The organism is Acetobacter pasteurianus (assembly GCF_009914215.2).
Classification (GTDB): domain Bacteria; phylum Pseudomonadota; class Alphaproteobacteria; order Acetobacterales; family Acetobacteraceae; genus Acetobacter; species Acetobacter pasteurianus.
In genome coordinates this window covers 247,387-271,365 of record NZ_CP039846.2, presented here as the reverse complement: position 1 = coordinate 271,365, position 23,979 = coordinate 247,387, and the positions used below count along the sequence as shown (strand labels likewise).

General features: G+C 55.7%; 19 protein-coding genes. 10 read left to right on the top strand and 9 right to left on the bottom strand.

Annotated elements, in window-relative coordinates:
* The first annotated feature begins 45 nt into the window (after window positions 1-45).
* Both FCN51_RS14690 and FCN51_RS14685 read left to right on the top strand, forming a co-directional pair.
* Window positions 46-1,251, top strand: coding sequence for an HlyD family secretion protein (locus tag FCN51_RS14690; RefSeq protein ID WP_003622799.1), 1,206 nt, complete (start codon window positions 46-48; stop codon window positions 1,249-1,251).
* Window positions 1,248-2,825: a DHA2 family efflux MFS transporter permease subunit gene (locus FCN51_RS14685; protein ID WP_124295275.1), complete on the top strand. Its 1,578-nt coding sequence runs from the start codon at window positions 1,248-1,250 to the stop codon at window positions 2,823-2,825. Before FCN51_RS14690 ends, FCN51_RS14685 begins: the two co-directional genes overlap by 4 nt.
* A 75-nt stretch (window positions 2,826-2,900) precedes the next feature.
* On the opposite strand, the gene FCN51_RS14680 is transcribed toward FCN51_RS14685, so the two are convergent.
* From FCN51_RS14680 to carA, 9 genes are all read right to left on the bottom strand, one after another.
* Entirely contained in the window at window positions 2,901-3,413 is a 513-nt protein-coding gene (locus tag FCN51_RS14680) for an RNA pyrophosphohydrolase (protein ID WP_160256248.1), read from the bottom strand.
* Window positions 3,410-4,501 (bottom strand): divergent polysaccharide deacetylase family protein, encoded by a 1,092-nt coding sequence (locus tag FCN51_RS14675; protein WP_003628196.1) that lies wholly within the window; start codon window positions 4,499-4,501, stop codon window positions 3,410-3,412. The genes FCN51_RS14680 and FCN51_RS14675 overlap by 4 nt, the downstream gene beginning before the upstream one ends.
* A gap of 20 nt (window positions 4,502-4,521) precedes the next feature.
* Window positions 4,522-5,967: a S41 family peptidase gene (locus FCN51_RS14670; RefSeq protein ID WP_003622806.1), complete on the bottom strand. Its 1,446-nt coding sequence runs from the start codon at window positions 5,965-5,967 to the stop codon at window positions 4,522-4,524.
* 178 nt (window positions 5,968-6,145) lie between these two features.
* Window positions 6,146-7,612 (bottom strand): murein hydrolase activator EnvC family protein, encoded by a 1,467-nt coding sequence (locus FCN51_RS14665; protein ID WP_160256247.1) that lies wholly within the window; start codon window positions 7,610-7,612, stop codon window positions 6,146-6,148.
* Window positions 7,613-9,151 (bottom strand): 2,3-bisphosphoglycerate-independent phosphoglycerate mutase, encoded by a 1,539-nt coding sequence (gene gpmI, locus FCN51_RS14660; protein ID WP_160256246.1) that lies wholly within the window; start codon window positions 9,149-9,151, stop codon window positions 7,613-7,615.
* A 159-nt stretch (window positions 9,152-9,310) separates the two neighbouring features.
* On the bottom strand, window positions 9,311-10,507 hold the full coding sequence (locus FCN51_RS14655) for a threonine ammonia-lyase (protein WP_160256245.1): 1,197 nt from the start codon (window positions 10,505-10,507) through the stop codon (window positions 9,311-9,313).
* Window position 10,508: 1 nt separating this feature from the next.
* Complete coding sequence (greA, locus tag FCN51_RS14650; RefSeq protein WP_012812785.1) at window positions 10,509-10,982, bottom strand: transcription elongation factor GreA; 474 nt, start codon at window positions 10,980-10,982, stop codon at window positions 10,509-10,511.
* A gap of 151 nt (window positions 10,983-11,133) precedes the next feature.
* Window positions 11,134-14,388, bottom strand: a complete 3,255-nt coding sequence (gene carB, locus FCN51_RS14645; RefSeq protein WP_160256244.1) for a carbamoyl-phosphate synthase large subunit — start codon at window positions 14,386-14,388, stop codon at window positions 11,134-11,136.
* 16 nt (window positions 14,389-14,404) lie between these two features.
* Window positions 14,405-15,805, bottom strand: coding sequence for a glutamine-hydrolyzing carbamoyl-phosphate synthase small subunit (carA, locus tag FCN51_RS14640; protein WP_160256243.1), 1,401 nt, complete (start codon window positions 15,803-15,805; stop codon window positions 14,405-14,407).
* Between the two features lie 232 nt (window positions 15,806-16,037).
* Between carA and FCN51_RS14615 the strand changes: the two genes are divergently transcribed.
* The 8 genes from FCN51_RS14615 to FCN51_RS14555 all read left to right on the top strand — a co-directional run bounded on the left by FCN51_RS14615 (window position 16,038) and on the right by FCN51_RS14555 (window position 23,977).
* Window positions 16,038-16,493 (top strand): GatB/YqeY domain-containing protein, encoded by a 456-nt coding sequence (locus FCN51_RS14615; protein WP_064776183.1) that lies wholly within the window; start codon window positions 16,038-16,040, stop codon window positions 16,491-16,493.
* A 95-nt stretch (window positions 16,494-16,588) separates the two neighbouring features.
* Window positions 16,589-18,430 (top strand): DNA primase, encoded by a 1,842-nt coding sequence (gene dnaG / locus FCN51_RS14610; RefSeq protein WP_160256242.1) that lies wholly within the window; start codon window positions 16,589-16,591, stop codon window positions 18,428-18,430.
* A gap of 145 nt (window positions 18,431-18,575) precedes the next feature.
* Window positions 18,576-20,567: an RNA polymerase sigma factor RpoD gene (gene rpoD, locus FCN51_RS14605; protein WP_003628177.1), complete on the top strand. Its 1,992-nt coding sequence runs from the start codon at window positions 18,576-18,578 to the stop codon at window positions 20,565-20,567.
* Entirely contained in the window at window positions 20,557-21,138 is a 582-nt protein-coding gene (locus FCN51_RS14600) for a GNAT family N-acetyltransferase (RefSeq protein WP_160256241.1), read from the top strand. Before rpoD ends, FCN51_RS14600 begins: the two co-directional genes overlap by 11 nt.
* A 166-nt stretch (window positions 21,139-21,304) precedes the next feature.
* Window positions 21,305-21,766 (top strand): 30S ribosomal protein S6, encoded by a 462-nt coding sequence (gene rpsF, locus FCN51_RS14595; protein WP_003622834.1) that lies wholly within the window; start codon window positions 21,305-21,307, stop codon window positions 21,764-21,766.
* Window positions 21,767-21,772: 6 nt separating this feature from the next.
* Window positions 21,773-22,048, top strand: a complete 276-nt coding sequence (rpsR, locus tag FCN51_RS14590; protein WP_003622836.1) for a 30S ribosomal protein S18 — start codon at window positions 21,773-21,775, stop codon at window positions 22,046-22,048.
* Window positions 22,049-22,059: 11 nt separating this feature from the next.
* Window positions 22,060-22,665, top strand: a complete 606-nt coding sequence (rplI, locus tag FCN51_RS14585; RefSeq protein WP_003622838.1) for a 50S ribosomal protein L9 — start codon at window positions 22,060-22,062, stop codon at window positions 22,663-22,665.
* A 100-nt stretch (window positions 22,666-22,765) separates the two neighbouring features.
* Window positions 22,766-23,977, top strand: a complete 1,212-nt coding sequence (locus FCN51_RS14555; protein ID WP_012812789.1) for an SAM-dependent methyltransferase — start codon at window positions 22,766-22,768, stop codon at window positions 23,975-23,977.
* Window positions 23,978-23,979: the final 2 nt, after the last annotated feature.

Sequence of the window (23,979 nt, the reverse complement as noted above, 5' to 3'; positions counted from 1 at the left end):
GACCGACCAGTTCGGTCAGAGAAAGAGTGACCGAAAAAGCAGGGTATGCGCCGTGCGTTTGAGATGGCAGGGAACAGTATGACAGACGACCACAACGACCAGTCTTCCGCAAATACCGGCGCACCAGCCAAGCCAGAAGAAAAGAAAAAAGAGAATCCCCGCCGCAAGATTATTCTCACTGGGGTTATTGCCGTACTGGCTGTGGGTGCCGGTGTGTACTGGTTTATGACTCGTAATGAAGTTGAAACCGATGATGCCTTTACTGCCGGGCGCGCCATTACCATTGCGCCACATGTAAGCGGGTATGTGACAGAACTGCTGGTGAACGATAACCAGTTTGTACGCAAAGGCCAGCTTTTGGCCCGCATAGACCCGCGAGACTGGAAAGCCGCGCGAGATCAGGCCGCCGCACAGGTTGAAAGTGCGCAGGCCTCCAAGAACGCCAGTGACATGATGCACATGGTGGCCATGCTGGAGTTCCCCGGTAAGCTGTTGCAGGCAAAAGGTCAGCTAGAAGCTGCCAAAGCGCAGGAATTTAAGGCGCAAACAGATTTCCGCCGCCAGCATGTGGTGGAACGTGCAGCAACTTCGCAGCAGGATATAGATTCCGCTCGTGCTGCGTTGGATGCCGCCAAGGCTCGTGTGATAGCCGCACAGGGTGCCGTGCAGATGGCCATGCCCGTGCAGCCTAACATCCAGAATGCCGCCATTCAGATCAGTCAGGAAGAAGCAGCGGTTAAAACTGCACAGGCCCGGCTGGAAACCGCAAACCTGAATCTGGAATGGACAGAAATTCGTGCCCCGCATGATGGCTGGATTTCCCAGCGTAATCTGGAGCAAGGCAATTACGTGCAGCAGGGGCAGAATATACTGTCCATTGTAGAGCCGGAAGTGTGGGTGGTGGCCAACTATAAGGAAACCCAGATTACCCGCATGAAGCCCGGCCAGAAGGTGGATATCAAGGTAGATGCCTATCCATCCCTCAAGGTGCATGGGCATATTGATTCACTGCAAAAAGGCACGGGCGCGCAGTTCAGTGCCTTCCCGCCAGAAAACGCAACAGGCAACTACGTAAAAATCGTGCAGCGTGTGCCGGTTAAAATCCTGATTGATGATGGTCTGGATCCCAACCAGCCGCTGGCACTTGGCATGTCCGTGGTGCCAACAGTGCATGTGGATACACAAGGCCATTCTGATGCAGCGCCGCGTGATGGGGCTGAACCCGCAACTCCGGCCCCGGCTGCGCAATGAGCACACAGGCCGAAGTAGCCCCCGGCGGGTGGAAGCCAAAGCATAATCCGTGGACTGTCGCCTTTGTAGTTACCATGGCGGCGTTCATGGAAATTCTGGATACAACCATCGTGAACGTCTCCCTGCCGCATATCGCAGGGAGCTTGTCCAGCACGTATGATGATGCCACGTGGACACTCACGGCCTATCTGGTCGCCAACGGGATTGTGCTGACAATTTCTGGTTGGCTGGGTAAGGTTTTTGGCCGCAAGAACTACTTTCTTATCTGTATTGTCATGTTCACCGTATCGTCGTTTTTGTGCGGTACGGCTACCAGCCTTGCTGAACTGGTTATTTTCCGTCTGATGCAGGGCTTTTTTGGCGGAGGGCTTCAGCCCAACCAGCAGTCCATTATTCTGGATAGCTTCCCGCCCGAAAAGCGTGCCGCAGCATTTGGCCTTACCGCCATTGCTGCCGTTGTGGGGCCGGTTATTGGCCCAACGCTGGGTGGGTGGATTACCGATAACTTCTCATGGCGCTGGATTTTCTTCATCAACGTGCCATTCGGGTTTCTTACAACTGTGGGTGTGATGGCGCTGGTGGAGGACCCACCGTGGGCGCGCAAGCAGAAAGCCCCGGTGGATGCCATAGGCATCAGCCTGATAACCATTGGTTTTGCCAGTCTTGAAGTGATGGTGGACCGTGGTGAGGATGCAGACTGGTTTGGTTCCACCTTCATTCGCATTATGGGTGTTCTGGCGTTTTTGGGCATTGGTGGCGCTATTTTGTGGCTGCTGCATGCCAAAAACCCGGCGGTGGATTTGCGCGTGTTCAAGGACCGCAACTTTGCGGTAGGCACGGCACTTATGGGGGCAATGGGCGCGCTGCTTTATGCATCCGCCATTATTGTTCCGCAGTTTGCCCAGCAGGTTATGGGTTACACGGCCACAATTTCCGGTTTGCTGCTTTCTCCGGGGGGGATTGCCGTTATCTTCCTTATCCCGATTGTGGGGAAGCTGATGACGCTCATGCCCGTGCGCAATGTGATTGCACTGGGTTTTGGGCTTATGGGCATAGCTCTGTTCTGGTCCGCCCATTTGCTGCCGTTGCTGGACTTCCATCACCTCATGCTGTTCCGCATGAGCCAGACAGCCTGCTTGGCCTTTCTGTTTGTGCCGCTTTCTACCATTGCGTATTCCACCATTCCCGAAAGACTGAATGCAGATGCCTCGGCGCTATTCAGTATGGCACGTAACGTGTTGGGCTCTTTGGCTATTTCCGGTGCTACGGCATTGCTTACAGAGCGACGGCAGGCGCATCAGTCCTACATGGTGCAGTGGATGACGCCGTATCATCAGCCGTATAATGATTATCTGGCACAGGCCAAAGGTGTTGCCACAGCCCACGGATACGCCCCTGGTGCGGCACAGGCCATTGCCCAGCACACCCTGTTTCAGGAATTTACCCGGCAGGTGGCCATGCTGTCTTACAATGAAGTGTTTATGATCTTGGGTATCGGCTCGTTTCTGTGCGTGCCGTTCTGCTTTTTGTTTTCTGCCATTACAGGCAGCGGCAAAACGACGGGCGCACACTAAAAAGCACGGCAAAAAGCCAACAAAAAAGCTCCCTGACTATGGTTGGTCAGGGAGCTTTTTTATTGTGCGTTATGTTTATGCGCGAGGTTTTACAAACTGCGCAAAATCCTGCACCAAGCGTTCGTAAATCGGTTTTTTAAACCCGACATTCTGCTGCGGTAGGGTGGCAAGGTCTATCCATTGCCATGCGTCAAATTCCGCAGGGGTTTGGGCATCCAGCCGGATATCGGCATCTGTGCCCTCAAAAGCCAGGGCAAACCATTTTTGTGTCTGGCCCCGATACTTCCCACCCAATGCACGGCCTATGAGGTGCTGGGGCAGATCATACGTAATCCATTCTGGATGTTCGGCCAGAATACGCACTTTGTCTGTGCCAATTTCTTCTGCCACTTCGCGCAGTACGGCTTTTTTTGGGTCTTCTCCGGCATCAATGCCGCCTTGGGGGCATTGCCATGTGCCTTCGCTTAATGGGCCGCCAGCGCCGGGCATATCCGTGCGCCGGGCAATAAAAATGCGTCCATCAGCATGAAAGATCATGGCCCCAACATTAGGGCGATACGGAAGGGACGGAGAGCTTACATCTGTCATTGTTGCGGCTGGCCTTGCTGCTGCACACGTGGGTTGGAGAGGTTCACATGCATGCTGCCATCTGCGGCGGCTGGGCCGTAAGCAGACATATCCGGCGGCAGAACAATCTGGCTGACAGGCACCAATGCAATGCCCATATCTTTGAGGTGCGGCAACCATGCGCGCAGGCAGGCCATGGCTACAGGCCGCAATGGCCCCAAAATGCCAATGGCGCGCCCGTTCTGCCGTGCCAATTGCTGGAGTTTCAGCAACTGGATATCAATGTTTACAATATCCGTATCCGTGTTCACCACCACATCAGCGGTAGCAGTGCTGCTAGCACCTTCGGTTTGCGTGCCAGGTGTAGCATCCAGATAAAGCAGGCCACGCTGGTCTATGGCCTTTACCAGAGATTTAAAGCTTTCAGATTGCGGGAAGCTGCCACCGTTCTGCCCGGCAAAGGCGTTGGTAACACCCACATACCCCGCCAGATGAGAAAGTGCCCAGTTCAGATTATCCATGTTCTGCTGGGGTGAAAGCAGCAGCCCAAGTGCTTTGGGGCCGGCATCTGTGTTCTTGGTGGCGTTATCCTGAATGGGGAGAGAAAGCAGCGTTTCATGCCGGTGCTGGCGTGCTGCGTTCATCAGTTCTTCAGGGTTGGCGGCGTAGGGTGAAATACCCAGAGAAACCGGGCCGGGTAGGGAGTTTATGGCTTCGGTTGTCAGGTCATCTGTCTGGTCTATGCCATCAATCAGCAAAGCCACCATGGGGGTGCCGGGCGGTACGTCCACCGCAGGGGCGGCATAAACCTTTTTGGGTGTGCGATCATGCGCACCCACTTTGGGGAGGGGAAAGCCCCCTGGCCCATTCTTGCTTTCCAGCAGATCAGCCTGCGGCCCCGGAATGGTGGTGCGCTGTGCGGGGGAGGATTGTTTGGCAGCAGAATCAGCCGAAACATCAATATCCTGCCCCTCAATGGAAAGGCCGGGCGGCCCCATAACCTGCAACCCTATGGCCAGAGCCACAGCGGCTGTGGCGCACCCGCCCCAGAAGCGGATAAAGGCGCGCCCGTTAGAGGGCAGTTGCTGCCAGAGCGATGGAGTGTGCATGGCCTTTCCCTTTCGCGCCCTTAGTGGTGCGTTGCACTATCCGTTTTGGCGGGTTGCTTGGCAGGCGGCAGAGATGCAGCCGGATCTGGAGAAGGCAGGCCAGCCATAAAGCGCACAATACGCAGGCCTTCCTGAAGCTGGAAGTCTGTTGCGGGCTTGTCGTATTCAAACTCCGGCCAGTTTGCTGGCGGTTCGTTTGGAATATCCTTGGCAATGGCAGGCAGATCCGTGCGTGGCTGCGCCTTGGTCTGGTTGCCACCCTGATTTTTCAGAATATGTTCCAGATCAGCTTCGCGCAGGCTGAAAGCTGGGTCTTCGCGCGTTTCCTTCACCACAATATCGGGTGTGATGCCCAACGCCTGAATGGAGCGGCCAGAAGGGGTATAGTAACGTGCGGTGGTCAGCCGCACAGCACCATTACCCGGAATGGGGATAATGGACTGCACAGAACCCTTACCGAAGGAACGCGTGCCAACCAGCACTGCCCGGTGATGATCCTGCAATGCGCCGGAAACAATTTCGGAAGCAGAAGCGGAGCCACCGTTAATGAGCACTACCAGAGGCAGGCCATCTGTAATGTCGGTGCCGTGGGCATCCCAACGCTGGCTGTCTTTGGGGTTGCGCGAGCGGGTGGAAACAATTTCGCCTGAGCGGATGAAGTTGGAAGAGACATCCACAGCCTGATCTAACAGACCACCCGGATCATTCCGCAGATCCAGCACCAGCCCGGCCAGCTTGCCACCAGCTTGCTGCTTGAGGCTATTATAAGCCTTCAGCAGTTCTTTTTCCGTGGTTTCGTTAAACTGTGCCACGCGGATGTAACCCACCCGGTCATACAGCGCGGATTTCACTACATCGATGTGAATCACTTCACGCGTTAGCGTCACCACAATCGGTTTGGGTGTTTTTTCGCGCACCAGTGTCAGGGTAATTTTGGTGTTGGCCTTGCCGCGCATTTTCTTCACGGCTTCATCCAGCGGTGTGCCGTCAATTGGGTGGCCATCTACGGCAATAATGTAATCACCCGGCTTGATGCCAGCCCGAAAACCCGGTGTGCCATCAATGGGGGACACAACGCGGATATGCCCATCCTGCTGCTGAAGCTCCAGACCAAGGCCGCCGAACTCGCCCTTCATCTGTACCATCATGTCATCATACTGTTTTTGCGTCATGTAGGAGCTGTGCGGGTCCAGCCCGCTCAACATGCCATTCAGCGCATTCGTAATCAGATCACGGTCTGAAACAGGTTCCACATACTGTTGGCGGATCATGTCCATAACCGTGCCAAACAGTGTGAGCAGCCGGTATGTTTCAGCATGGTTTGTGGTGGGTGTGGCATCTGGCGCAGTGGCAGCCTGCGCGGGGGAAGCTACAAGGGCAGAGCCAGAAAAATGGCCCGGATGAAAAGCCAGGGCAAGGCCGGTTAAGGCAGTGGCGCCGAACATCAGACCTGTGCGGAACTTCATGCGATCGTCTCTCCTGTCGCAGGGCTGTATGTGGCCCTTGCGTGTTCTTCCTGTCTTTTCAGCCAGCACAATAGGGGTGTGGCCAAGGTTTTACGCGCATAACCAGATGTTCTGGCGTTGGTTGGGCAGAGTAACCTTTGTACTCCGGCTTGGCAAAGTGCCAGCGTGTTTTCTGCCATTACAGAAACGGCGCGGGATTGATGGTTTTCTGCCCATGGCGCAACTGAATGAACAGCGTGCCAGAGCCTCCGGAACTGCCCATCTGTCCTATAGGTGCGCCCTTTGTCAAACTCTGGCCCATATCTACGGCCAGTCCGCTCAGGCCCGCCATGATAAAGCGGTAATGGCGGCCGCAATTTAAAATAAGCATTTGCCCATAGGTGCGGAACGGGGCTGCAAAATCCACAGTGCCAGCACAGGGGGCGCGCACACTGGCGCCGGGGGGTGTGCGATATGTCATACCCGTAGCAGGGCCAGATTCGGTGGCAGACCCCCAAGTGGAAATAAGCGTGCCCGCAACGGGCCGCAGGCCAGATCCGGCAGAAGGATGTTCGGCCAGCCCAGGCCCCTGTGTTTTTACCATAGCGGCCATTTTACGGCGTGCGGCTTCTGCCCGCGCGGCCTCATGCGCGCGTTCTGCGGCAGCTATTTCCTTTTGCAGGGCAGATTCGGCCTGTGCCTGAAGGGCATCCAGTTTGGAAACGGCATCCTGCAAACTGGCCGCGCGTTGTGTTGCGGCCTGTAGCTGATGCGTGGTGCTGATGGCAGTGGCAGACGCCTGTTTTTGTGCTTCCCGCGCAAGGGCAGCTTGTTGGCGCACGGTATCGCGCTGGTGGCTTTGGGTTTGCTCAAGCTGGTTTAATTCAGCCAGCTTGTTTGTGAGCGTGGTATTTAATGCAGCCAGCCGAGCCTGACGGGCGCGCATGCCTTCGGCTTCCTGCTCCATCTGCCGGGAAAGCCCGCGCAAAACCAAAAAGCCGGTAATGGCATCACCCTGCGGCATGGGGGCAGCCAGCAAGGTATCTGATGGATAAAGGGAAAGACGTTCCGCCAAAGGCAGAATAGGGGCAAGCGCATGGGCATCTTGCACCAGGGCGGCCTGAAGGGATGCCTGCTCTTTTTTGACATTCGAAATCTGGTCTTGCAGATCAGCAATCTGCTGTTCTGTGCTTTGAAGTTGCGATGTGGCACTTACCGTTGCAGCAGAAAGTGAAAGCGCACGGTTTTTGGCTTCTGCCGCTGCAGCCTGAGCCGCCTCATTCTGGCTACGAGATTGCGCAACTGCTGCGGCTTGGCGGGCTTTTTCCTGCTCCATGGCCTCATGCTGTGCATGGGCTGCATTGACGGCAGCCTGCGCTTCCCGCACGGAACGATCAGACATGACGGAAGGTTCTGCAGCCGTTTTGCTTTTGCGCGTATGTGTACTGTGGGCTTTACTTTCCCGCGCAGATGTTTTGGCCGCAGTTTGTGTGGAATGATGTGCCGTAGCTGCTTTTTTATGATGTGTGGTTGCAGCCTGTAAGGGCATTGCCGGGTAGCCCGCCAGCAAAGCAGGGGCTGCAACCAGAAGCGCCGTATATCCGGCCAGTTTTCCCCAGTGGGAAGAAGGGCAGACAGGGGAAGAAAAAGGCCGGATACGTTTCATTCAGCGTTCAAGCAGGGAAGAACCCGTCATTTCCGCAGGTTTTGGCAGGTTGAGAAGAGCCAGCAGCGTGGGGGCAATATCTGCCAGTCTGCCACCATCGCGCAGGGCGGATGCACCCGAACCATAGGCAATAAAGGGCACAAGGTTAAGTGTGTGCGATGTATGTGGCCCGCCCGTTTTTGGGTCTTTCATGGTTTCACAGTTGCCATGATCGGCTGTTACCAATAGCGCGCCATGTTCTTCTGCTATGGCCTGCGCAATACGGCCCAAACCGGTATCCACAGCTTCCACCGCCTTTACGGCGGCATCCAGTTTACCCGTATGGCCGACCATGTCCGGATTGGCAAAGTTGAGAACAAGCAAGTCGTATTCACCACTTTTAATGGCGGCTACGGCTTTGTCCGTCAGTTCCGGGGCAGACATTTCCGGCTGAAGATCATACGTGGCCACTTTGGGGGATGGCACCAGAATACGATCTTCCCCTTCAAACAGCATTTCGCGCCCACCGTTCATGAAGTAGGTGACGTGCGGATATTTTTCTGTTTCCGCCATGCGGATCTGCTTGAGGCCTGCGCGGGAGACAACTTCTCCCAACAGGTTTGTCAGTTCCTCTGGCGGGAACAGAATGGACATGCGTTTGGAAAGTGTATCGCTGTAATGTGTCATGGCCACAGCGGCGGCAAACTGCACAACCTTGCCACGCGCAAAGCCATCAAAATCAGGCTCCAGCAGGGCATCCATCAACTGGCGGATACGGTCTGCGCGGAAGTTGAAGGAGAGAATGCCATCTCCATCCTTCATGCCGGTGTAGCCTTCCAGCACGGTGGGGATGATGAACTCATCCGAAATATCTGCCTGATAAGCGGCGTTTACCACATCTTCCGGCGTGGCAGCTTGCGGGCCTTCTGCGCTGACAATGACGTTGTAGGCTTTTTCTACCCGGTCCCACCGTTTGTCGCGGTCCATGGCGTAATAGCGGCCGGAAATGGTGGCGAGCTTTACGGAAGAAGGTAGATCAGCGCGGAGTTTTTTCAAAAACTCCTGCGCGGAGCGTGGGGCGGTATCGCGCCCATCTGTAAACAGGTGGAACGCCACTGGCACACCGGCTTGGGCAATAATATGGGCAAGAGCCGCAGCATGATCCTGATGAGAATGTACACCACCGGGAGAAACAAGGCCCATCAGGTGGCAGGTGCCGCCGGTTTTTTTCAGCGTGACAATAAAGTTTTCCATCACCGGGTTACGGGCAAGGCTGCCATCCCGAATGGCGGTGAAAATGCGGGGTAGTTCCTGCATCACCACACGGCCTGCACCAATATTCAGGTGCCCAACTTCGGAATTACCCATTTGGCCTTCAGGCAGGCCAACATCTTCACCACTGGTGCGCACAAAGCTGTGCGGGCTGTTTTGCCACAGCTTATCAAAGTTGGGGGTGCGGGCAATCTTCACCGCGTTGTCTGATTGATCCTCTCGCCATCCAAACCCATCAAGGATGACAAGCATAACTGGTCTTTTCTGTGGGTGCGATGTGGAGGTCATAGGTTAAGCCTTTTTATGTTTTTTGTTTATGCGTGAATAATGCCACCAAATTGCATGAAGACAAAGAGGGCAAGTGCAGCAGGTGCCCGTATGCCCAAACACAAAGGGCAGCCCCAATACTGGAGCTGCCCTTGTAAAAGCCTCAACACCTAAAAGTTTTCAGGCGCGGCGCACAATGTAGGATTTACCAAGTTCCTGCGTGATAAGGGCAGCGTGTTCTGGGTCTCGCGCTTCTATCATCACTTCCAACTGTGCTGCCTGCACGGAAGGTGCTGCGAACAGGCGCTGGTGCGAAACTTCGATAATATTGCCGCCAGCTTCCCCAATGCTTTTGGAAATGTCGGCCAGAACACCGGGGCGGTCTGGAATTTCCATAATCAGGCGCAAAATGCGGCCATCACGCAGCATGGCGCGCAGCAGAGTGTTGGCCAGAATACGGCTATCAATGTTTCCGCCAGAAACAGGCAGGGCAACCTTTTTACCGCGGAACATATCCGGGTAGGTTAGCAGGGCAGCAAGCCCGGCAGCGCCTGCGCCTTCACTGACCTGCTTGGCACCTTCAGCCAGCAGGGTAATGGCGTTTTCAATAGCGGATTCAGAAACAACCAGAACCTGATCAACCAGCTTGCGGATAACTTCATCCGTCTGGCGTCCAATTTGCAGAACGGCAATACCTTCCGCAATGGTGGCGCCACCATTGGGGCGCGTGGCTGGGCCGGGGAAGGCACACAGGGAATCATACTTTTCCACCTGCACACCAATCAGCTTGATATCCGGGCGCATGGCGCGGGCCGCCACGGCACAGCCAGAAAGAAGGCCCCCACCACCAATAGGCACCACCAGCGCATCCAACGGCCCAGCGTCCTGAAAAAGCTCCAGCGCACAGGTGCCTTGGCCCGCCATAATTGCGGGGTCATCATACGGGTGGATAAAGGTGCGGCCTTCACGCGCTTGCAGGTCTTCTGCAAACATCAGGGCTTCTGCAAAGCTTTCGCCTTCCAGAATAACACGGGCCCCCCAGTTGCGGGTACGCACCACTTTGCCTGCCGGCGTAAACTTGGGCATGACAATAACGGCATCAATACCCAGCAGGCTGGCATGGCGGGCCACACCCTGCGCATGGTTGCCAGCGGATACGGCAATGACACCACGGCTGCGTTCTTCGGGGGAAAGCAGTGCCAGCTTGTTGGCGGCACCACGTTCCTTGAACGACCCGACAGCCTGAAGATTTTCAAGCTTAAGGGTAATATCGGCCCCGGTTGCCTTGGAAAGCGCGTGGGAAGCAATGGTGGGCGTGCGGATCACATTGCCACGGATACGATCTGCCGCGGCTGTGACATCCTCAAACGTGATCATATTAGATGAATTTGACGGAAAGGATTTCGTAAGTCCGATCTCCGCCCGGTGCGGGCACAGAAACGGTATCGCCTTCTTCCTTGCCAATCAGCGCCTTGGCAAGTGGGGAGGAAATGGAAATTTTATGCTGTTTGATGTCTGCTTCGTGCAGGCCAACAATCTGGTACGTAATTTCCTTGTCCGTATCTTCGTCCACCAGGCACACAGTGGCCCCGAACTTGACTTGCTTGCCGGAAAGGGAAGTGGGCTCAATAACTTCTGCGGTGGAAATAAGCTCTTCCAGCTCCAGAATACGGCCTTCAATAAAGGACTGTCGTTCCCGTGCTGCGTGATATTCCGCATTTTCAGAAAGATCGCCGTGGCTACGGGCTTCCGCAATGGCGCGGATAACTGCCGGACGTTCTTCTGATTTCAGCTTGCGCAGCTCATCTTCTAGCTGCAGCAGGCCCTTGCCCGTCATTGGAGTTTTCTGCAAGACGCATCCCCAGACTTAAAAAAGCAGCCGGAACCAGCGGGTTCCGGCGCAAAAGTTAAACAGTTACACGGGCAAGGCATAACCTGCAAAAGCAGGCTGCCACCCGAACATGGCTAAGGAGGCGCGGGCAGGTTATGCCCGCGCCTTTAGCTTAGAATGTTCCACTAAAGTATGACTGAAGTGGCGCAACATCAAGCGGTCCTTCACGCATTGCCGCAATTGCATGAATTGCAGCCCGCGCGCCGGCCATGGTGGTGTAGTGCGGAATGCCCAGCACAAGGGCGGAGCGGCGGATATCAAAACTGTCCGCCACAGACTGCGCACCCTGTGCCGTGTTGATAACCATCTGCACTTCGCCAGAGCGAATGGCATCCACACAATGTGGGCGGCCTTCCAGCACCTTGTTCACAAGGTTGACCTCAATACCGGAATCGCGCAGCTTTTTGGCTGTGCCACGGGTGGCCATGATACGGAAGCCCATAGAAGCCAGCAGGCGGCCCAGCGGCGGCAATTGGGGCTTGTCACTTTCACGCACGGAAAGGAACACCGTGCCGGAGGTTGGCAACTTAACGCCAGCCCCAAGCTGGGATTTGGCAAAGGCACGCTCGAAAGATGTATCCAGCCCCATGACTTCACCCGTGGAGCGCATTTCTGGCCCCAGAATAGTGTCTACTTCCGCAAAGCGGTTGAAGGGGAATACAGCTTCCTTCACCGCAACATGCGGCACCACGGCTCGGTCATCCAGATTGAAGCCGGAAAGTTTGGCGCCAGCCATAACGCGCGCACCAATCTTGGCTACCGGCACACCCGTTGCCTTGGCCACAAACGGCACGGTGCGGGATGCGCGTGGGTTCACCTCAAGAACAAAGATTTCCTGATCCTTGATGGCGTACTGCACGTTCATCAGGCCCACAATGCCCAGTTCCCGCGCCATGGCCTCTGTCTGGGCTTTCAGCTCAGTTACAATCGCGGGGGAAAGGGTATAGGGCGGCAGGGCGCAAGCACTATCGCCAGAGTGGATGCCTGCTTCTTCAATGTGTTCCATCACGCCGGCCACATACACATCCGTGCCGTCTGCAATGCAGTCCACGTCAGCTTCAATGGCTTCGTTCAGGTAACGATCGAGCAGGATCGGGCCAGAGGAAATATCGTGCCCGGCCATTGTCAGCACATCGCGCATGTAGCGCTGCAGGCCGTTACGGTCGTACACAATTTCCATGGCGCGGCCACCTAGCACGTAGGAAGGGCGCACCACAACCGGATAGCCAACTTTTTCGGCCACGGCTTCGGCTTCTTCCGGCGTACGGGCAATACCGTTTTCTGGCTGACGCAGGCCCAGCTTGTGCAGCATGGTCTGGAAGCGTTCACGGTCTTCCGCCCGGTCAATGGCATCTGCCGGGGTGCCCAGCAGCGGAATACCTGCGGCTTCCAGAGCGCGGGAAAGTTTAAGAGGTGTCTGTCCGCCATACTGCACAATGCAGCCCTTAACCGTGCCTTTCTGCTGTTCGCAACGGATAAGGGAGATCACGTCTTCAGCCGTCAGTGGTTCAAAATACAGACGGTCGGAGGTGTCATAGTCGGTAGAAACCGTTTCCGGGTTACAGTTGACCATGATGGTTTCATAACCGGCTTCACGCAGGGCGTAAGCGGCATGAACACAGCAGTAATCGAACTCAATACCCTGCCCGATACGGTTGGGGCCACCACCTAGAATAACAATCTTTTCCCGGTCTGTCGGGTTGGATTCACAGGTTGGCGGCGCAAACCGCCCTTCGTAAGTGGAATACATATACGGGGTGGAGGATGCGAACTCACCCGCACAGGTATCAATGCGCTTGTAAACCGGCGTAACGCCAGCTTCTGCCCGCAGTTTGGCCACTTCTTCAGGCTGCGTGCCAGACAGGCGGGAAAGCTGCACGTCTGAGAAACCAAGGGCTTTCAGGCGGCGCAGGCTCTGGGCATCCTTCGGCAGGCCGTGGTTTTCCACTTCCCGTTCTGCGTGAATGATTTTTTCCATTTCACGCAGGAACCAAGGCTCAAACTTGCAGGCTTCGTGAATATCATCCACGGAAAGGCCCGCACGCAGCGCCTGCGCAGCCATAAGGATACGTTCTGGCTTGGGTTGGGAAAGAGCCGCGCGGAAGGCATCTTCTCCACCATCACCGGGCTGTTCCACTGGGTCCAGCCCGTGCAGGCCGGTTTCCATGGAGCGCAGACCTTTCTGCAAGGCTTCAGGGAAGGAGCGGCCAATGGCCATGGCTTCCCCAACCGATTTCATGGAGGTGGAGAGCAGGGCTGGCGCGCCGGGGAACTTTTCAAACGTAAAGCGCGGGATCTTCACCACCACATAGTCAATGGTGGGTTCGAAGGAGGCCGGGGTGGTGCGCGTGATGTCGTTTTTCAGCTCATCCAGCGTGTAGCCAACGGCCAGCTTGGCCGCCACTTTGGCAATGGGGAAGCCCGTTGCTTTGGATGCTAGCGCAGAGGAGCGAGACACACGGGGATTCATTTCAATCACCACCATGCGGCCATCTTTGGGGTTGATCCCAAACTGCACGTTGGAACCACCCGTTTCCACGCCAATGGCCCGCAGGCAGGCAATGGAGGCATCACGCATGCGCTGATATTCTTTGTCAGTCAGCGTGAGCGCCGGGGCAACGGTGATGGAATCACCCGTATGCACACCCATTGGGTCAATGTTTTCAATAGAGCAGATGATAATGCAGTTGTCCGCCTTATCGCGCACAACTTCCATTTCATACTCTTTCCAGCCCAGCACGGATTCTTCCACCAGCACTTCCGTGGTGGGGGAGGCATCCAGCCCGGAAAGCACGATCTGGTCGAACTCTTCACGGTTATAGGCAATGCCACCGCCGGAACCACCCATGGTGAAGGATGGGCGGATAATGGACGGAAAGCCAATCTGCTTGAGCGCATCGTGCGCTTCTGCCAGCGTGTGGGCAATAAAGCTGCGCGGGCTTTCAATGCCAATGGCATCCATGGTTTCGCGGAACTTCTGGCGGTCTTCCGCCCGGTCAATCACCTCGGCGTCTGCACCAATCAGTTCCACGTTGTGCTTGGTTAAAAAGCCCGAAGCATGCAGCGCCATAGCGGTGTTCAGCGCTGTCTGGCCACCCATGGTGGGCAGCACGGCATCTGGCTTTTCCTTAAGGATAATGCGTTCCACCACTTCCGGCGTAATGGGTTCCACATAAGTGGCATCCGCAAGGCCGGGATCTGTCATAATGGTGGCCGGGTTGGAGTTTACCAGAATAACCCGGTAGCCTTCTTCCCGCAGGGCCTTACAGGCCTGTGCGCCAGAGTAATCGAACTCGCACGCCTGCCCGATAACAATAGGGCCAGCGCCGATGATGAGGATGGAGCGGATGTCTGTCCGTTTGGGCATGATACGTTCGTTCCCGTTATTTCTTGGCGCTGTTAAGGTCGATCAGGGTGACAAAGCGTTTGAACAGATAGAAGCTGTCAGACGGGCCGGGGCTGGCTTCGGGGTGATACTGCACGGAAAACGCCGGATACTTGTCTGATGCCAGGCCTTCGTTTGATCCATCAAACAGGCTGACATGCGTGACGTGAGCATCGGCGGGCAGGGTGTCGGCATCCACGGCAAAACCGTGGTTCTGGCTGGTAATTTCCACCCGTTTGGTGGCCAGATCCTGCACCGGCTGGTTGGCCCCGCGGTGGCCGCGTTCCATCTTGTAGGTTTTCGCACCCAGCGCACGGGCCAGAAGCTGATGGCCAAGGCAGATGCCAAACAGTGGCACACCGGCATCCAGCACAGCTTTAATGGCGGGCACAGCATATGTAGCTGTTGCTGCCGGATCACCCGGGCCGTTGGAAAGGAACACACCTTCCGGCTTAAGGGCCAGAATTTCTTCACCCGTGGTGGTGGCGGGCACAACGGTTACGTCACATCCAGCGGCCACAAGGCAGCGCAGGATGTTACGTTTTGCGCCGTAATCCACAGCCACAACCTTGCGGCGGTTTGCGGGGGCTTCCTTGCTGCCTTTGGGCCATTCCCACACGCTTTCTGTCCACGCATATGGAACAGCGCAGGTGACTTCCTTGGCAAGATCCATGCCTTCAAGGCCGGGCCATGCTTTGGCTTCTGCCAAAACGGCATCCAGATCAAACTTGCCATCCTGCGGGAAAACCAGCGCGGCTGTTTGCGCACCCTTGTCCCGGATTTTCAGAGTGAGGGAACGGGTATCCACACCAGCAATGCCGGAAACACCGCGTTCCTTCAGCCACGCATCAAGGCTTTCTGTTGCGCGCCAGTTGGCCGGTGCTGTGGGGTCTTCCTTCACCACAAGGCCGCGGGCAAACACTTTTGCAGCTTCATCATCTTCAGCATTTGCGCCCACATTGCCGATATGGGGGAAGGTGAAGGTAATGATCTGCCCGGCAAAAGATGGATCAGTCAGTGTTTCCTGATACCCGGTCATGCCGGTTGAAAAGCAGATTTCGCCAATGGAGGGTTTGGAGGTAAAAGCGCCAAAGCCTTTCCCCCACAATACGGTTCCATCTGCGAGAACAAGCGCGGCGGTGGCGCCATCGGGGCGGGCGTCGGGCATGGATGATCCTGTCTTGCTGTCTCCCGCATGGGGGGAGGGTCGGTCTGTCGGAATGGGCTGGAGGTCTTCCAGGGAAAGGCCTGTGGCCTGCGCAATAACTGGCCAATGGCGGGGCGGAATAGCCTGCGCCTGCCGCCATTTGCGGATGGCTTCTGTGCCAACGCCTGTCAGCTTGGCTGTGGCGTCTGGGCCGCCAATCCGGGCGATAATGGTATCTATGGACAAGGGCATGTGCGTGCTTGTGCCTCCCGAAGCCGTCTTCTAGCACTCGATTTCCTAGGTGGGAAGAAATTTCCCACACGCAAGATGCGGTGGTGTAAGTGGGTGGGAAGTTTTTTCCCGCAGTGTTGCATACGTGCCGCGCAGGGCGGAGTGGCACTTTAATTTCCTGCCTGATGTTTTTTGTGAGTCTGGGTGATATGGTGCGCCCGATTGCAGCACAGAAAGAGCGGAGCATATGGAAATGACATTACGTGAACGCCTGATGGCAGACCTGAAAACAGCCATGAAAGCAGGTGAAAGCGCCCGCGTGGCCACAATCCGGATGATTACGGCCAAGCTGAAGGATGTGGAAATTGCAGGCCGTGCCAAAGGGCAGGAAGGTCTGAATGAAAACGAAGCCATTGCCGCATTGCGCGGAATGGTAAAGTCTCGCACGGAATCTGCTGGCATGTACCGTGATGGCGGTCGCCCCGAACTGGCAGAAAAGGAAGAGGCGGAAATTGACGTTATCCGTGGCTATCTGCCGCCAGAAATGGATGAAGCTTCCCTGAAGGCCGCGGTGGATGAAGCCGTTGCTACCGTAAAAGCCGAAAGCCTGAAGGATATGGGCAAGGTGATGGCGGAACTTAAAAACAAGTTCGGCGTGGCGCTGGATATGGGTAAAGCCAGTGCTGCTGTCAAAGCACGTCTGGGCTAAGCGTTTTTTAACGTCATATTGCAGAAATAAGTATCGGCCCGATCTGAGGTGGCTTTGTGCCACTTGGTCGGGCCGCTTGATGAAACGGACAGTCAATGGCGATTGATTCAGCTTTTCTGGATGAATTGCGGGCCCGCACGCCCATTGCGTCCGTTGTGGGGCGCAGGGTCAAGCTGGCCCGCTCCGGGCGGAACTGGAAAGGGTGCTGCCCCTTCCACGGTGAAAAAACACCTTCCTTTTATGTTTATGATGATCACTTCCACTGCTTTGGCTGCGGTGTGCATGGAGATGTCATCTCCTTTGTCATGCAGATGGAAGGCAAGAATTTCCCCGAAGCTGTAGAGGAATTAGCCTCCAGCGCGGGCATGGAAGTGCCAAAGGATACGCGCCGTACGCAGGAAGAAGTGGCGCATGTGCGTTCGCTGGAAGATGTGCTGGCTGCTACGCAGGAAATCTGGTCTCACGCTTTATACAAACCGGAAGGGCGCGCCGGGTTGGATTACCTGTTGGGGCGCGGCCTCACGCGGGAAACGCTGGAAACCTTTGGCTTGGGTTGGGCGAGTGAGAGGCGGGGAGAACTGGTTTCTGCTCTCGCACCCAAAGGCATTACGCCCGAGATGATGGCCGAAGCTGGCCTGATGCGGGTGGATGAGCACGGGCACCCCAAGGGTGAGTTATTCTGGGGGCGCGTTACTTTTCCCATCCGGGATCGCAAAGGGCGGCTGGTTTCCTTTGGTGGGCGTATTCTGGGGGATGGGCAGCCCAAATACCTCAATGGGCCGGAAACCCCTGTCTTTTCCAAGCGGCGGCTTTTGTTCGGGTTGGACCGTGCCCGTGCGGCTGTGCGTGCGCCGCGCCCCAAAGGTGTGTCGGCGCCGGATCTGGTGGTGGTGGAAGGGTATATGGATGTTATTGCCCTGCATCAGGCCGGTTTTACGGGGGCAGTGGCCCCGCTGGGCACGGCGCTCACGCCTGAGCAGCTAGAGGCGCTCTGGCAGGTCGATCGTGCACCTATCCTGTGTTTTGATGGGGATGCAGCCGGACGCAGGGCGGCAGTTAAGGCGGCAGAAACGGGCTTGCCACTGCTCAAGCAGGATTACTCCCTGCGCATTTGCCTGTTGCCAGATGGGGAAGACCCGGACAGTCTGGTGCGCACGCGCGGGCGGCAGGCTGTTGCAGAGATGTTTGCCGCAGCGCAGCCTTTATCCGAAGTGCTGTTTGATCTGCTGAGCGCTGGCATTAACAATCCGGGGCCAGAAGAACGCGCAGCCCTGCGGCGCAGGCTGACGGAAGTTGCCGCCCTTATTCCGGATAAAATGCTGGCGTCTGAATATCGCTCCACATTGCTGGATCGGTTTTTTACAACTTTCCGGCGTGGCGGTGGCGGTAAATGGAATGGGCCGCAGGGGCGCAAAAGCAATGCACCTGCCTCGGTGCCCGGTGCTGTGCCTGTCAATATGGACCAAACACGGGAGCGCCAGCGCCTGATGCTGGAGTTGCTGCTGTTTCATCCTGTGTTGGTGCCGGAGGTGGAGGAAGCTCTGTGCCGGCTGGATTTACCCGAAGAATTTGCCGAGGTGCGCGCTCTTTTGCTGGACCTTTCTGCCGAGGGTGAGTTGCCAGACAATGCTGCGGCACTATATGCATGGTTACAGGCGGAAGGGGCGGAGGAAACCATTCGCGCTGTCATGCGTGAAAGCTACTCTGCGATGTCGGAAAGTGATGCAGAAGACCCTGCGCACACTGTTGCGGCAAGAACACAGTGGTGGCATTTTTATGGTTTGCTCTACGGGCCGCAATTTATTCAGGAAGTAAATCGTGAGATTGCGCGTTTTGTTGAAAAAGGCGGAGATTCCGCTGAATGGCAACGGTTACAGGCGCGGCTAGAGGCAATGGAACGCCTGAAACGCGGCGGTGTGGACGACACCGAGCTATAAGACAACAAATGTGTTCAGGGCGTGTTCCCCTTGACTTCACGCGCAGGATATCCCACGTCCTGCCCGCCCTGAAAAGAGAGCAGTACATAGTAAACTGGTCGTTCTGCATTCTGTTCGGATGCGGGCGGGGAGGAGCAGGTCTGGCATGGCGACAAAAACGGCATCAACCAACGCAGCGCAGGAACAGGATGGTGATACCACCCTGCTTGATACGCGGTCTTCTGCAGTCAAAAAACTGATTGCCAAAGGGCGTGAGCGCGGGTGCATCACGTTTGATGAACTAAATGCCGTTCTCCCGCAGGACAAAATGTCTTCTGAGCAGATTGAAGACATTATGGCCGTGCTGTCTGAAATGGGTATTCAGGTTGTCGAGAACGAAGATAACGACAACGAGGAAACTGAACCCAAGAAAGCCGCTGCTGAAAGCGATGACGCAGAGGAAGAAGCCGAGGCTGAAACCGAAGCGGAAGCCGAAAGCCCAACCGGTAATGTAAATGCCGAAAGCGTAGGCCGTACGGATGACCCCGTGCGTATGTATCTGCGTGAAATGGGCACGGTGGAACTGCTCTCTCGTGAGGGCGAAATTGCCATTGCCAAGCGGATTGAGGCTGGCCGTGATGAAATGATTGGCGGCTTGTGTGAAAGCCCGCTGACATTCCGCGCCATCATCTCTTGGCATGAGATGATCCGTAACAATGAAATGCTGCTGCGTGACATTGTGGATCTGGAAGCCATGCAAAGTGGTGGCAACCCGCTGGAAGAAGGCGGAGACGGCACGTTTAACGAAGCCGAATCCGATTCTGAAGCGGAAGAAGCCGAAGAGCCAGAAGCCGAGGGCGAAGGCGATATTGAAAGCGAAGGCAGTGGCCTTTCTCTTTCTGCGCTGGAAGAAAAGCTCAAGCCGGAAATTCTTGCGCATTTTGATGAGATCGAACCGCTTTATGCCGAACTGCGCAAGTTGCAGGTGCAGCGGATTGAAGCCCTGACATCTGGTGAAGATGTTGATGGCAATTTTGAAGAAAGCTACGTTGCCCTGCGTGAAAAGCTGGTGGGCAAGGTAGAGCAGGTTCACCTGCACAATAACCGGATTGAAGATCTGGTGGCCCAGCTCAAGCAGATGTTCCAGAAGCTGAACATGCTGGAAGGGCGTATGCTGCGTCTGGCAGAAAGCTGCCGTGTCTCGCGTGAAGATTTCTTGCTGAAATACCGTGGCCGTGAGCTTGATCCGGGCTGGATGGACATGGTTTCCGGCCTGTCTGGTCGTTCGTGGAAGAACTTTGTGGCCAAGCACGCCAATACGGTGGTTGGTCTGCGTGATCAGGTTGCACAGTTGGCGCAGGAAACGGGTTTGCCAATTGGTGAATTCCGCCGTGTGTATGCAACGGTTGCGCGCGGTGAGCGTGATTCTGCGCGTGCTAAAAAGGAAATGATTGAAGCCAACCTGCGCTTGGTTATTTCCATTGCCAAAAAATACACCAATCGCGGCCTTCAATTCCTTGATCTGATTCAGGAAGGCAATATCGGCCTGATGAAGGCGGTGGATAAGTTTGAATACCGCCGTGGCTACAAGTTCTCCACCTATGCAACGTGGTGGATCAGGCAGGCGATTACGCGCTCCATTGCGGATCAGGCCCGTACAATCCGTATTCCGGTGCATATGATCGAAACGATCAATAAGCTGGTGCGCACCTCTCGCCAGATGCTGCATGAAATCGGGCGTGAACCCGCGCCGGAAGAGCTGGCTGAAAAGCTGGGTATGCCGCTGGAAAAAGTGCGCAAGGTGCTGAAAATTGCCAAGGAGCCCATCTCCCTCGAAACCCCGATCGGGGATGAGGAAGATAGCCATCTGGGTGATTTCATCGAGGATAAAACAGCTATTATCCCGCTGGATGCCGCTATCCAGACCAACCTGCGTGAAGCCACAACCCGCGTTCTGGCCTCTCTTACCCCGCGTGAAGAACGCGTGCTGCGTATGCGCTTTGGTATTGGCATGAACACCGATCACACGCTGGAAGAAGTTGGTCAGCAGTTTAACGTAACGCGTGAACGTATCCGCCAGATTGAAGCCAAGGCTCTGCGTAAGCTCAAACATCCAAGCCGTAGCCGTAAGCTGCGTTCCTTCCTGGATGATAACTGATCTAAACTTTAACGCCGAATCCACAACGCGCATGAAGGTGGTTGTTACCTTCATGCGCATGTTTTCTCCGCCCCGATACGCACCTCTGGCTTTGCCAGAAGGATGGCATGTGCAGGAGCATCTTCGGCCTGATGTGGCTGGGTATCGGCTTTTGCAGGATCGGGTGGGGCGAGACTATTGCTGGTGGATGCGGCAGGCGGCATCAGATGCCACCTTGGCGCGTTTTCTGGAAACAGCGCCTGTAAACATTGGCCTGTTGCGGCAAAAACAGCAGATCCGCGGTTTTTTTGAGCTGGATCTGGCAGACCCGCAATCTGTAAACCTTTCTTATTTCGGTCTTTTTCCTGAAGCGATTGGCCAAGGGGTTGGGCGCGCTTTTCTGGATAATGTGTTGCGTTTGGCATGGCAGGGTGGCCCGCACTCTGTGCGCGTGAACACCTGCACGGCAGATCACCCACGGGCTTTGGCGCTGTATCAGCAGGCTGGCTTCAAGGTTATGCGCCGCGTGCAAGAGATATGGGATGTGCCAGATCGGCTTGGCATTCCCGTTCCTCAGCATTTGCGTGTGTGAATCTCTCTTGCTTTTGCCGCGTAAATATGATTGAGACTGCTCTTTCCCTGCCGGGTTCATGGCATTGGCCCGGCTATACCCGCAGCTTCAGATTTTAAAACTCTGTAGCACCGTAGGCCGGAACGGTTCGGCACGGGTGGGTTGATTGTATCCGAAGGGAGTCAACATGCCACTTTATGAAACCGTGCTGATTGCGCGGAATGATATTTCCCAGCAGCAGGTGGATGCCATTCTTGATGGTATTGCCGCCCAGATCGAAGCCGATGGCGGTGCCGTGCGCAAGCGCGAGTACTGGGGCCTGCGCAGCCTTGCCTATCGTATCAAAAAGAACCGCAAGGGCCACTATGCCCTTCTGGGTCTGGAAGCACGTTCCGAACTGGTGAAAGAAATTGAACGCCAGCTCGCTCTGAACGAAGACGTTCTGCGTCTGATGACCCTGCGCGTTGAAGAAATCGACGAAACTCCGTCTCCGGTTCTGTCCCGCAAGGGTGATGACCGTGGTGACCGTGGCGGCTTCCGTGGTCCCAAGCAGGCCGGTGGTCGTTTTGAAAGTGGCCGTGGCCGTCGCAGCGGTGGTGAAGACCGCAGCAACGCCGAACAGCCAGCTGACAACGCAGCAGCGGAGTAATCCAGAATGTCTGATACAATGGAAGTAAACCCCGCCGCCCGTCGCCCGGCTGTGGGTGCGCGTCGTCCGTTCTACCGTCGTCGCAAGTCTTGCCCGTTCTCCGGCCCCAACGCGCCGAAGATCGATTATAAAGACGTGCGTCTGCTCAGCCGCTTCCTGTCCGAACGTGGCAAGATCGTGCCGAGCCGCATCACGGCGGTTTCCGCAAAGAAGCAGCGTGAACTGGCACAGGCTATCAAGCGTGCCCGCTTCCTGGCTCTGCTTCCCTACGTTGTAAGCTGAGGGAGCGATCAATGGCTGCTACAGAAGTAATCCTGCTTCAGCGCGTCGAACATCTGGGTCAGATGGGCGATGTGGTGAAGGTACGTCCGGGTTTTGCCCGTAACTATCTGCTGCCACAGGGCAAGGCTATCCGTGCAAACGATGATAACCGTGCCCGTTTTGAGCGTGAACGCGCTCAGCTGGAAGCACAGAACATCAAGCGTCGTGAAGAAGCTGAACGTCTGTCCGAACGGATGGAAGGTCTGGCTGTCATCCTGATCCGTCAGGCTGGCGATAGCGGCAGCCTGTATGGTTCCGTCAGCACGCGCGATGTTGCGCAGGCTGTTACGGAAGCAGGCTTCACCATTTCCCGTCAGCAGGTTTTCCTTGCACACCCCATTAAGTCTCTGGGGCTGTATGAAGTGAAAATTGCGCTGCACCCAGAAGTGGTTGTGCCGGTTATCATCAACGTGGCACGTTCTGAGGAAGAAGCAGAACGTCAGGCACGTGGTGAAGCTGCTTCTCCTGAAGAAGAAGCTGAAATTGCTGGTGATGACGCCGTTGTTGAAGGCGAACTCATTACCGACCCAGCAGAAATTGCTGAAGCAGAAGCTGCACCGGCAGAAGCTAACGCTTAATTTGCCGTTTGCATTTTCATGCGGAAGAAGCCCGGAAAATTCTTTTCCGGGCTTTTTTTTTGCGCGTATGCTGCAATCAATTTTCTGAAGGAGACGCGGCATGAAGCAAGTTCTTGATCGCATTCTGCAACACTTTATCGCAGATGGTCAGTTGCAGGTGCGCTGGCCGGATGGAAGCACAAGCCTTTATAAAGGGCACAATCCCGGCCCTTCAGCAGGCGTGGTCCTGCATAATCAGGCTGCCGTGCGGGCAATGGTGATAAATCCGGGGCTTGGTTTTGGTGAAGCCTATATGGACTCTCACCTCGATCCGCTGGATTGCACACTTTACAATCTGCTGGATGTGTTAATGCTTAATGCCATGCGCCCCGGTGGCCATGTGGCAGAACGTCTGGCATCGGCCCTACGGTATGTGCGCCGTGGGTGGATTCAGTTTAATCCTATCAAGCGTGCGCAGCAGAATGTGGCGCATCATTATGATTTGGATAACCGCCTGTATTCTTTGTTTTTAGATAAAGACTGGCAATATTCCTGCGCTTATTTCCGGCACGGCACAGAAACGTTGGATGAGGCGCAAGAGGCCAAAAAGCACCATATTGCAGCCAAACTGTTACTAGATCGGCCGGGTTTGGAAGTGCTGGATATTGGGTGCGGCTGGGGCGGTATGGCCCTTACGCTGGCCAAGGATTACGGTGCGATTGTTACCGGCATCACCCTTTCTCAGGAACAATTGGCTTTTGCACGCCAACGCGCCAAGGATGAAGGGCTGGAAGGGCGCGTACGGTTTGAACTGCTGGATTACCGCAACCTGCACAGGCGGTTTGACCGTATTGTCTCCGTTGGCATGTTTGAGCATGTGGGTGTTGGGCATTATCGCCAATTCTTTGATGTTATCAAAAACGCACTTGTGGAAGATGGTGTGGCCCTTGTGCATTCTATTGGCCGCAGTGATGGGCCGGGCACAACAAACCCGTGGGTGAACAAATATATCTTCCCCGGTGGGTATTCTCCAGCACTCAGCGAGGTTTTTGCCGCAGTTGAGCCTACAGGTTTGTGGGTGACGGATTGTGAAATCCTGCGCCTGCATTATGCAAAAACCATTGCCATCTGGCGTGAGCGGTTTGAGGCCAAGCGTGCAGAAGCTGTTGCGCTGTATGATGAACGCTTTGCGCGGATGTTTGAATTTTACCTTAACGCTGCTGAACTGGCTTTCCGTGTGCAAGGGCACATGAACTTCCAGCTCCAGCTTTCACGCTCTATTTCTGCTGTACCGTTTACGCGGGATTACATTGCCGCAGCAGAAAAAGAATAAGC